Origin of the sequence: Promicromonospora sp. NPDC023987 (genome assembly GCF_040639055.1) — a bacterium.
Lineage (GTDB): Bacteria > Actinomycetota > Actinomycetes > Actinomycetales > Cellulomonadaceae > Promicromonospora.
On the sequence record NZ_JBEZZF010000006.1, the window covers coordinates 141205 to 151278 of the forward strand.

The following is a 10074-nucleotide window of genomic DNA, read 5'->3' on the forward strand; positions in this document are numbered from 1 at the left end:
GCGCAGTGCGCGATGGCGAGCTTGTCGTAGCGGGTAGCTAGTCCGCGCCATTGCTATGTCAGGGCGAGGGAGCGTTCCACGACGTTGCGCTGCTCGTAGAGCTCGGTGTCCGGGGCTGGTGGTCGCCCGCCGGCCGAGCCCTTGCTTTGTCGGGCGGCTACCGAGTCCTTCTTCTCGGGGATCGCGGTCTTCATGTGCCCCGGCCACGGAGGTGCTTGCGGATCGGGCCGGTCGCGTAGGCCCAGTCGGCGAGCACGGCCGCGGGAGGGGTGCGCGGTCGGCCTGGCCCGTGCGTGGGACCCGAAGGTCGGCCAAGACCTGGACCATCATCGCCCCGTCGTTACGTTGCCCCCCGCTGACCACCGCGGCCAGTGGTCGCCCATGCGCCTGTCGGATGCGTGGTCACCACGAATGCGAGCAAACTGGACACGCAGCTTCAATAGCGAGCGGAGCGAAACTGGGGTGAGAGGCAGCGCGCGTATGCCTGGCCCCGCGTGTCGCCTCGCGTCGCGTCGCGGGCCTCCCCTGCAAGGCGCTCCGCCGCCGTGCTGGGCGCGGCGAACCGACACCGCTCCCGGACTGTGCACTACCGGATGGCCGATGGGATGTGGGCAGTTGTGGGACCTGCTCGGGCTGGTCGGGCTGGCCCTGTGGCGCGCAGCGACCCGCCGACAGTGCTCGGCGGCTTCAGCGCGGCAGGTCCTTGGCAGTTGCCCTCCAGCCCTCCCGCGCGCTGGGATAGCGCGGGACCCAGCCCGAGGCCGCCCGGAACCTGGCGTTGCTCGCGCGGACCGACCGCGTCAGAGACGTCAGGCGACCACCGAGCACGCGGCCCAGCCGTCCGGGCCCGCGCACCCACGGCGTGCGGCCTGCGGCGCCGGCGAGAGCGTCGGCGAAGTCCCGCTTGGTCAACGGCTGATCGTCGACGACGTTGTACACGCCCCCGGGGACCTGCACGGCGGCGGCCACGGCCGCACCGGCGTCTGCCACGTGGACCGCGGACTGGTACCCGCCCGGAGCCCCCAGGGTGAGGACCACGCGGCGGCGGGCCAGAGCTAGCATCTGCTCGCTGTGCGCAGCCCCTGGTCCGTAGAACCAGCCGAAGCGCAACACCACCCCCTCCCCTCCCGCCTCGACGAAGCGAGCGATGTTGACCTCGGCGGCGTGGTTGCCCTCGGCCATCGGGAAGCGGTCGGTCGGGGCGTGCTCGTCCAGCCATGCCGCGCCTCCGTCGGCGTAGAGCATGCACACCGACTCCTGCAGCACTCGACCAACATCGGCAGCCAGTGCGGCGTCGACGACAGCGGCTGAGCCCTCGACGCGAACCTCCTGGTTCGCTTCCCACGCTCGCGCACTGGCGAACCTCGCCATCGGCGGGATGGCCGTGGCCAGGTTGACGACGGCGTCACAACCCGCGAAAGCATCGGTCAGTGCTGAGCGGTCGAACAGTGACACCTCGACCGGAGTCGCCTGCTGTGCACGTAGGGCGGCCGCGCTCGCCGGTGTGCGAGCAAGGGCCGCGACCCTGTGCCCCGCCATCACCAAGGCGGGGACCGCCCAACTGCCGACCGCGCCCGTGCCGCCGATGACGAACACACGCATGGCGCTCGTCGCCCGTGCAGACGGCGTCGGGTGTCGCTCACTCATCGGACAGGAGCTCGGCCTCACCGGTCCTGGACAGATACACGACGGCGTCAAATCCATCGACCAGGGAGTCGAGCCGCATCGAGTAGTCCGCGTCCTGAGCCTCGTCGTAGGCAGCGCCGATCAGCCGCATCCGGGCCGGCTCGTGCAACCAGTCGGTGACCGGGGGCGGCGCCGACGTCGTCAGGTCGAGCAGGAACGCCTCCGTGCCGGCCCGGTGCAGGATGTGGTCGAGCGTGTCCTCTCCCGGAGCGGGGACGTCATACACGGCCGGTTGACCGGTCTCCCATCCTTGGAGTACCCGAGCGGACCCGAAGACGGCGGCGATCGGGACGTAGTGCTCGCCGTAGGTTTCCCGGAGATGGTGACCGGCCGGAACGAGCTGGGCGCCCATCTCGGTCGGCGGGAAGTTGTAGTCCACTCGTGAGGCTGCGGCGACATGCACGTTCGCCGCCCAGTAGATCGCCGGTGACCGGGTCTGCTCCTGCCACCCGCGCAAAGTGTCCGCCATGACCCGGTCCCGGAAGTCGGGGTCTCTGCCGGTGTAGTTGAGGTAGAAACCCAGTACCGCTGCGGCATGGCGTTCCATGTCGGCCCTCTCAGCGGTCTCGGCCTCGGTGCGGGGCTGCGGCAGCTCAGCGACAAGATCGCGCACCGCGCGCGCGTGCTCGACCAGGCCCTCCTGGTCGGGGTGTTCGAAGAGCCAGCCGATCTGTTCCCCGGGTGATCCGCGAAGAGCGATCGCGTCCAGGTGCGCAGCAAGCTCGTCCACCCGGCCGGGGGCGACCGCGGAGGCGTAGCGGGTCAGCTCGTCGAAGCTGAGCTGCCGCAGCTGGGTCACGTCAGTGCCGAGGAACCGGACGGGATCCTCGGGATGGCCCTGGTTGAAGTCCCGCATCCATTCGACGAAGCCGAGCATCTGCTCGCTGCGCCACGCGGCGACCATGGACCCGACCAACTCTCTCGGATTACCGACACCCTCCGTGATGTACCGGTCGATCGCGACACCGCTGCCGTAGTCCTCCTCGAACGCGATGGTGCGGTAGCCGTGCTCCTCGACCAGGTATCGGGCGAGACGTTGCCGCACGACGAACTGGTCCCCGAGGCCGTGCGCGGACTCCCCGAGCCCCACGACCGTGGCGTCGGCGACCAGCTCGTCCACCGCCGCTAGGCCTGCGGTATCGGTCAGCGGCGTCTCCGTATCGTTGGGTCCGACGGTCGCCACCGGGGTCGTGGTCTCCCGCACCCACTGGAGTACGACGTCCTGCCGCGATACATCACGTGCCGTGCCACAGCCGGCAAGGGCCATCGCGAGACTTCCGGCCACAGCCAGCATGGCCACACGCCTGAAGCCTCGGCGAGGGGCGGTGCGGGTGGTGCGTGTGCGCTCTGGTGAGAGTGTTGACGTGTTCATGCCTTCGAGCCTGCCCACCCGCCGTCGTCCGGTCGTCGTTGTGCCGACGTAGATCGAGGTACGTTCCGAGACGTAAGCGCGCACCCGACGCCGTCCCGGGACCGGGCCGTCCGCCCACACCATCCTCAGCGCGTCCGTGCCCTCCTGGGCCCCGGCGAGCAGGCACCGGCGGCCCTGGCAGGGAACCGACCTGGCACGGCACACTCTGCCGTGCGCCCGATGTGGCAGAGATCAGGCGCCGTCACGGAGTGTGTAGAGCATGACCCAGTGGTCTCGTTCCGGGTCGTGCAGGAACTCGAGGTCGAAGCTGACCCGAATGCCCTGCCCGCCTCGCCGCTCAGGCCCTCGTCGGCCGACCCCATAATTGCACGGGGCGATGGCCCCAGAGTTGGCGGATCGAGCACTCATAGACGCTCGTGTCCGACTACCGCGGTCAAAAGATCGCGAGCGGGTTGACCGGCACGCCTGTAGCACCCCGAAGCCGCAGAGGCGCGATGCTGAGGAGGAACGTGAATCGGTTCTGGCTGGCACAGACCGAAGACAGTTCTTCGACCTCGGCCAGGTCGATCAGCGGCATCCCCATTCGGGCCAGCCCGACCTGGTGCAGCGGCATCGCGATCTGCTCGTCGACCGGTGGATGAGCATCGCCGATGTCGCCGGCGTAGAGCGCCACGTCATGATCGCGCATCCAGGTCAAGGCGTCGACGGTCATGCCCGGCATCTGCTCCCCCATGTTGCGCGCGGTCGACCAGCCACCCCGCACCACGAGCGCGTCACCGGGCTCGACCTGTACTCCATTTCGACGCGCGGCCGCCGCAAGGTCCGCGCCGGTGACGGGGTGCGCCTTTGGCAACCGGCCCTCCGGGCTCAAATCAAGCAGAACGCCCCGAGTGACCACGCCGTCGGCAAAAGCGGTCGTGGAGCCATGACGGATACCACTCGGCGTTACAGTTTCGGCGAGCGGTCGACCGGGGTAGACGTGCCCGTCGATGGGCACGTGCACAACCGCGTCGAGGTGTGTCAGACCAGCATGATGCGGTGCCAGAATCAGCACCTCGGCCATTGCCATCGGCGGAGTGCCTGTGTAGAGCATCGCCTGCTGCACGGGGGGTGACGCCGGTGTCGGCGGCGCGAACGGGCCGCCCATCATCGATGCGGGATCAACAGGCATCGCCAGCGACACCGAGCGTCCTGTCCGAACCTGCTCCGCGGCTCGAGCACGAACACTGTCAGTGATCAGATTCAGAGTACCGAGTTCGTCGTCGACGCCCCAGCGCCCCCAGTTACTCGGCAAGTCGGCGATGTCGAAGTCTCGAGACACCATAGGAACCTCACATCGTTAACTATGTTGACGGTCTAGGTTATAGTCGTGCAACTGGAGGAGGTGCGCAAGTGGGGTCCTTGTCAAATGAGCGCACGACTGCTGAACTGCTTCGCGACGCGTTCCGTTGGTTCGCCGACGGCGTTGAGGTGCGCAGCGCTGAGGCCGACGAACCATCGTTGAGCCCTGGCGCATCGATGGTCATGTCGTACCTCGACGATGAGCCGATCAGTCCCAGCGCCCTCGCCCGACGAATGCAGGTCAGCCGGCAGCGCGTTCACGTCGTGATCCGTGAGCTCATCGCCGCGGGGATGGTCCAGCTCAACCAAGACCCACGATCTGCGCGCGACAAGCTCATTCAGGCGACGCCCGCTGGTCGCCGCCGTCGGCTACGCGTTCTCGACGCACTGAGCGCCCGGGAGCAGAACGCCGCACGCACGCTCGGCGACGCCGACCTCGTTCAGTTGCGCGCACTCCTGGCACGCCTGGTCGAGTCCGGTGGAGGAGATACCCCTCTTGCTGTCAAGCGGCGGACCTTGTCGTAATCTGGTCGAGCGCTGCGGTGTCGAGGTGGCCAAGGCGTCTGTCCGCACTGCGGCTGCGAGGCGTGTCCTCACCGAACAGCCCAAGAGCGTCGTTGCCCACGGTCGCCATACTGCATGGGCACCAACCGCATCACTACCACCACGTGGTTCACTGCGAAACTCCGGTTCGCGAGCCACGTGCTGAAACAGCAGCCGGAAGCCGTCGGGATCGGCTGCCACGGCGGCGAGGTGTCAGCAATGTCGAAAACAGACAGACCTCGACCACGGCACTTCCGTGACGTGCCAGCGACACCATGTTCAACGCCGGCGTCCACGACCGGTCCTCATCCATCCATCCGGCGTTCGATCGAGGTTGGTCCTTCCGGCGCCCTTCCCGCGAGCTGGTCGACCTTGTCCAGCCGGGCCAGCCAGAGCTCTCGGACCAGCCGGATGCCAGGCTTGGCGGCGAAGAAAAGTGAGCCGAGCAAGAAGCAGACCGTGGCTGCCAGCTTTGTCTGCTCGGAGAAGAACAGGATGCTGCCGACGATGAAGAGGAATGCGGCGAGGAAGTCGGCGATCGTATGCAGGATCTCGAACATGGCGTAGCGGCGAGCTTGCTGCGACGTGATCTTGCGGGCCCGAGGGTCGAAAATTCGCACCACACCTCCCAGCTTGATCGGTCGTACCCAGGTCATCAGCAGCGCAACGCACGAACGCACGATCTACGGCGAGGGCGCCGACCGCGCCGATGTCCGGGTCGGCACGGCGTGGGTCGTCGGGGGCGATGGCCAGCCAGCCGTCGCCGGCGAGCCGGTCGGCGACAGTCCGGGCGTGGTCCTGCAGTCCCCAGATCTCGTGGATGACGACGACGCCGCTGACGGTGCCGGTCGGTGTGGCCAGGTAGGCCTCGGCGGTGCCGCCGTCGAGGTGGCAAGGGTCACGGTGGTGCTGTTCACGTGGATTCCTGCTCAGTGTTGGTTGAGTCGGCGGGCTGCGGTGGCGATGTGGTCGGCATCGATGCCCGCCCAGGCGAGCAGTTCCGTGCTCGTTCCGGATCCGGGGATGCCATCGACGGCGAGGTGCTCGAGGTGCAGACCAGTGATGCCGGCACCGACCAGGGCGGTGGTGGTGGCGGCTCCCAGACCACCTTCGCGGTGGTGGTCCTCGGCGACGACGATCCGGCCGCCGGTGGCGTTCACGGCCGCAACGAGGGTGGCGGTGTCGATGGGCTTGATCGAGTAGGTGTCGATGACGCGGGCGTTGATGCCTTCGTCAGCGAGCGTGTCGGCGGCGCGCAGTGCCTCATGGAGGGTGACGCCGGCACCAACGAGGGTGACCGTGTCGTCGTCGGTGGAGCGCAGCATCTTGGACCCGCCGACCGGGAACGTCTCATCGGGCCCGTACAGCACGGGATAGGCGCCACGGGTGGTGCGCATGTAGACCACGCCCGGGGTGTCGGCCATCGCCTGGACGAGGGCGACGGTCGAGGTGGCGTCCGAGGGGTACAGCACCGTGGAGCCGTGGGTGGCGGCGATCATCGCGAGGTCCTCAAGAGCCATCTGCGAGGGCCCGTCGGCACCGATCTCGACGCCGGCGTGCGAACCGACCAACCGCAGGTCGGCCCCGGAGATCGGGGCCATACGGACAAAGTCGTGCGCGCGGGTCAGGAATGCTGCGAATGTCGAGGCGAACGCGGTGTACCCGCGCACGGACAGGCCCGTGGCGGCGGCTACCATCTGCTGCTCGGCTATGTACATCTCGAAGAACCGATCGGGCAGCTCGTGGGCGAACTGGTCGGCGTGCGTGGAGTTGGACACCTCGGCGTCCAGGGCCACCACGCGGGGGTCGGCGCGGCCGAGCGCGACCAGGCCGTCGCCGTAGGCCTTGCGGGTGGCGACCTTCGCGCCCTGGTCGTAGGTCGGCAGCTGCACCGCGGAGGGGGCAAGGTCCGGGCCGGTCACGTTCGGGGCCTGCGGGCCGCGCACCTGCAGGTGCCGCTCCCCGCCCAGCTCGGCGATGGCCTGCTCGGCCAGGTCGGCAGGCAGTGGCTTGCCGTGCCACTCGGGACTGTCCTCGATCGTCGTGAACCCCTTGCCCTTGACCGTGCGGGCGAGAATCACCACCGGCCGGTCCAGGTCGGTCGCGGTGGCGGCGGTCATCGCCTCGTCGATCGCGGCCAGGTCGTGCCCGTCGACCACGATCGCCCGGGCGCCGAACGCCTCGACCCGCGCCGCGTAGGCGTCCATGTCCCAGCCCAGCTCAGTCGCGCCACGCTGCCCGAGCCGGTTGACGTCGACCATCGTGATCAGGTTGGTCAGGCCGTACGTGGACGCCTTGTCCAGCGCCTCCCAGATCGAGCCCTCCGTGAGCTCGCTGTCCCCGCACAGGACCCACACCCGGTAGGGCGCGTTCTCCAGGCGCTTGGCGGCCAGGGCGACGCCGACGCCGTCGGGCAAGCCCTGTCCGAGCGATCCGGTGGCCACGTCGACCCAGGGCAGCACCGGGGTGGGGTGGCCCTGCAGACGGTGCCCGAACCGGCGGTACCCGGTCATCAGCTCCTCGTCGAAGATCACACCGACCGCCTTGTACACCGAGTACAGCAGTGGGGAGGCGTGGCCCTTGGAAAAGATCAAGTGGTCGTTGCCGGTCGCTGCCGGCTCGTCCCAGTCGTAACGCAGGTGACGCGTCACCAGCACTGCCAGCAAGTCCGCGGCGGACATGCTCGAGCTCGGATGGCCCGAGCCAGCTGACGCCGACGATCGCACCGAGTCCACCCGCAGCTGCGCCGCGACCTCTTCGGTCACATCGAGCCCGATCGGGTCCTGGATCACTGCATCGCTCATCATCTGCTCCTTGCTCTCCTCGTTCGGACCTGGCTCGTGAGGTCGTGTTCAGTGTCCGGCCGCGACCTGCTCCAGCGCTGTGGCGAGCACGCGAATGTCAACGCCGTCCAACCGATTGAACAGTTGGCGGCGCACGCTCGCCACGTGAAACCGGCGAGGCACTTTCCAGGCGGTCAGACCATCCGGGGCCGGGGCAGCCGGAGTCGAGCGAGCATCGGTCGGACCCTGTTCACGGGCCATGAGCCCGTCGTCCGCCAGGCGCTTGACGCCCGGCCCATGGCCGACGGAGGCTGCTGCACGAGCCCTACAAGGTCGCTCAGCCCTATGGTCGTCGGCATCGTGGACCAGTACGTTCCGGTGGTCGTCGGCATCGTGGCCCCCGTTCGATGAGTCACTCACCAGCGAGCAGACCGCATGCGGGCGCGGCACGGCGGGCGTTCCACGCGTGTTGCGAGCATGATCATGGCGGGACTGCCCAAGAAACGCTCGAACCTCGTCGTTGATGGACCAAACCTCGAAGGCCATAGGGCTCTGGTCAGCGTAGACAGTCTCGGGCCGGGGCGTCATGCGGGTCCCGGATCTTGCGACGGTGCTCCGGCGGGTAGCCCCTTCCGGCATTGCTTTCCTGATGTCAGGTGCGAATTTTTGCTTTCGGTGACCCGTGCGCTGGCGTCTCCTGGCAGGTGGCCGCACGGTCCTCGGAAGAAGCCGTTCTTTCCTGACGCGGGCGTCCCCCGGGGAAGGGGCAGCACTCGACCTCGCTGTAACGGAAGCTGATGACCGTGGTGTATATCTGTCGCACTGTTCCTGGTGTTTGGCTGTTCATCGCGCCCATGGCAGCTTTCGTGGTGCTCTCTTGTGCGGTCTACCGGCATCAAGGTGCGTGCCCGCCCTACCTCGGCCCGTCGGCCGAGCGGGTGCGCTTCCTCGCCGCCGACGTCACCGACGCGGAGTCGATCAGGCAGGCGATGGACGAGGCGCGCCCGGACGCCGTCGTGCACGGCGCGACCGTGACCCACGACGCCCGGAGCGAGCTCGAGCACCCAGGACGGCCCCGTCCGGGCGGTCCAGGTCGATCGCAGTGACTCGTGCGTCCGGCTCGGTCTCGAGGATCCTCGCCGTGAGGACGCTCATGACGAAGCCGCTCGCACCGGTGACGACGTAGTCCATCGGGGTCTCCTCAGTAGTCGTGGTGAGCTGGGCCGGCCGCTGCGGTGGCGCTGGAGCGCCATCTCGCGCACCGCGTCGGCGACCGTCAGGACTCCCGGTAGGCCGAGCTCTGCGGCGAGGACCGCGGCCTGCGGCGGGCGGATGCTGGTCCCCTCCAGCACCTCACACTGGGAGAAGACGTCGGCGGGCGTCCCGTCGGCCAGGACGGTGCCCTCGCGCATGGCGATGACGCGGGTGGCGTACTCGGCGACGAGAGCCATGTCGTGCGAGATGATCACGACCGTGCGGCCCACCAAATTGCGCCGGAGCAAGCCCACCGCTACGCCATGTTCGAGGTGCTGCATACGATCGCTGACTTTCTCGCCGCGTTGCTCTTCGTCGTCGGCAGCATCCTGTTCTTCTCCGAGAAGACGAAACTGGCAGCCACGGTCTGCTTCCTGATCGGCTCGCTCTTCTTTGCCGCCAAGCCCAGTATCCGGCTCGTGCGGGAGTATTGGCTGACGCGCCTCGACAAGGTCTACCAGCTCGCGGACAAGGCACCGGAAGGACCGAACTCGGTCGATCGCCGCATAGACGGATGAGGACGGCCCTGTTGCGCTGCGGGTTGCGAGCCAGGGCGGGCCTGCGATGGTGGGAATTGGTCCAGAGACGGGGCCACCCAGACCTGTCGGACAGTTGCCTGACGGCCGAGCTGGCGGGCCAACACCTGGAGGATGGATCATGGCAACGGGAGAAACCGGATTCGATGACGTCACGTTCGACCTCATCTCTGTGCAGTACCACTCGCTCAAGGCGGGCCACGACTACGGGCAGTACGTACGCGATGCTCGCAACGCTGGCGTTGAGGAGATCGCGCGGTTCTTCGAGCAGGTGATGGCAGAGGATTCGGAACGTGCCCAACAGTGCCATCGTTTTCTTGCTGAACTCACGGCACGAGGGACTTCCGCGACGTCGCCCCAGGGCACGAGCGACCGGTAGCCGCAACTGGCCACCTGCCAAGCGAGAGGGAGAATGCTTTCCGACCCTGGCAAGGACACCCGGTGGTGCGAGTAGGCGGCGTGTCTGAGGCGCCCGGGGTTTTTCGGACAGTTGGCCCCAAGATATAATTCTTGGGATTAACTGAAGGGAATACCCCGTTGGCTGCAAATAAATATTCTC

At 67.8% G+C, this 10074-nt stretch carries 11 protein-coding genes and 1 pseudogene; 4 read left to right on the forward strand and 8 right to left on the reverse strand.

Annotated features, from left to right (window positions below; translation table 11 throughout):
• Window positions 1–53: 53 nt before the first annotated feature.
• The 4 genes from AB0F40_RS05270 to AB0F40_RS05285 all read right to left on the reverse strand — a co-directional run bounded on the left by AB0F40_RS05270 (window position 54) and on the right by AB0F40_RS05285 (window position 4379).
• The gene (locus AB0F40_RS05270; RefSeq protein WP_357464920.1) at window positions 54–194 is read right to left on the reverse strand and encodes a hypothetical protein; all 141 of its coding nucleotides are present in this window, start codon (window positions 192–194) and stop codon (window positions 54–56) included.
• A gap of 493 nt (window positions 195–687) precedes the next feature.
• Window positions 688–1602, reverse strand: coding sequence for an NAD(P)-dependent oxidoreductase (locus AB0F40_RS05275; RefSeq protein ID WP_357464922.1), 915 nt, complete (start codon window positions 1600–1602; stop codon window positions 688–690).
• Between the two features lie 37 nt (window positions 1603–1639).
• Window positions 1640–2980 carry an erythromycin esterase family protein gene (locus AB0F40_RS05280; RefSeq protein ID WP_357464923.1) on the reverse strand — a complete coding sequence of 447 codons (1341 nt, stop codon included), beginning with the start codon at window positions 2978–2980 and terminating at the stop codon, window positions 1640–1642.
• A 511-nt stretch (window positions 2981–3491) separates the two neighbouring features.
• On the reverse strand, window positions 3492–4379 hold the full coding sequence (locus AB0F40_RS05285; protein ID WP_357464925.1) for a cyclase family protein: 888 nt from the start codon (window positions 4377–4379) through the stop codon (window positions 3492–3494).
• Window positions 4380–4459: 80 nt separating this feature from the next.
• Here AB0F40_RS05285 and AB0F40_RS05290 point away from each other — a divergent pair, with 80 nt between their 5' ends.
• Window positions 4460–4924 carry a MarR family winged helix-turn-helix transcriptional regulator gene (locus AB0F40_RS05290; protein ID WP_357464927.1) on the forward strand — a complete coding sequence of 155 codons (465 nt, stop codon included), beginning with the start codon at window positions 4460–4462 and terminating at the stop codon, window positions 4922–4924.
• A 323-nt stretch (window positions 4925–5247) separates the two neighbouring features.
• Here AB0F40_RS05290 and AB0F40_RS05295 read toward each other — a convergent pair whose 3' ends face one another.
• The 3 genes and pseudogenes from AB0F40_RS05295 to AB0F40_RS05305 all read right to left on the reverse strand — a co-directional run bounded on the left by AB0F40_RS05295 (window position 5248) and on the right by AB0F40_RS05305 (window position 7746).
• Entirely contained in the window at window positions 5248–5562 is a 315-nt protein-coding gene (locus AB0F40_RS05295; protein WP_357464929.1) for a YrhK family protein, read from the reverse strand.
• A 127-nt stretch (window positions 5563–5689) separates the two neighbouring features.
• A pseudogene (locus AB0F40_RS05300) lies at window positions 5690–5959 on the reverse strand (dienelactone hydrolase family protein); the annotation flags it as partial.
• Window positions 5872–7746: a transketolase gene (locus AB0F40_RS05305; RefSeq protein ID WP_357464930.1), complete on the reverse strand. Its 1875-nt coding sequence runs from the start codon at window positions 7744–7746 to the stop codon at window positions 5872–5874. The gene AB0F40_RS05305 and the pseudogene AB0F40_RS05300, both read right to left, overlap by 88 nt.
• Window positions 7747–8579: 833 nt before the next feature.
• On the opposite strand from AB0F40_RS05305, the gene AB0F40_RS05310 reads away from it, so the two are divergent.
• On the forward strand, window positions 8580–8831 hold the full coding sequence (locus AB0F40_RS05310; RefSeq protein WP_357464932.1) for an NAD-dependent epimerase/dehydratase family protein: 252 nt from the start codon (window positions 8580–8582) through the stop codon (window positions 8829–8831).
• Window positions 8832–8876: 45 nt separating this feature from the next.
• On the opposite strand, the gene AB0F40_RS05315 is transcribed toward AB0F40_RS05310, so the two are convergent.
• The gene (locus AB0F40_RS05315; protein WP_357464934.1) at window positions 8877–9233 is read right to left on the reverse strand and encodes a hypothetical protein; all 357 of its coding nucleotides are present in this window, start codon (window positions 9231–9233) and stop codon (window positions 8877–8879) included.
• Between the two features lie 9 nt (window positions 9234–9242).
• Here AB0F40_RS05315 and AB0F40_RS05320 point away from each other — a divergent pair, with 9 nt between their 5' ends.
• Window positions 9243–9497 (forward strand): YrhK family protein, encoded by a 255-nt coding sequence (locus AB0F40_RS05320; RefSeq protein WP_357464936.1) that lies wholly within the window; start codon window positions 9243–9245, stop codon window positions 9495–9497.
• A 139-nt stretch (window positions 9498–9636) separates the two neighbouring features.
• Window positions 9637–9894: an acyl carrier protein gene (locus AB0F40_RS05325; protein ID WP_253868703.1), complete on the forward strand. Its 258-nt coding sequence runs from the start codon at window positions 9637–9639 to the stop codon at window positions 9892–9894.
• Window positions 9895–10074: the final 180 nt, after the last annotated feature.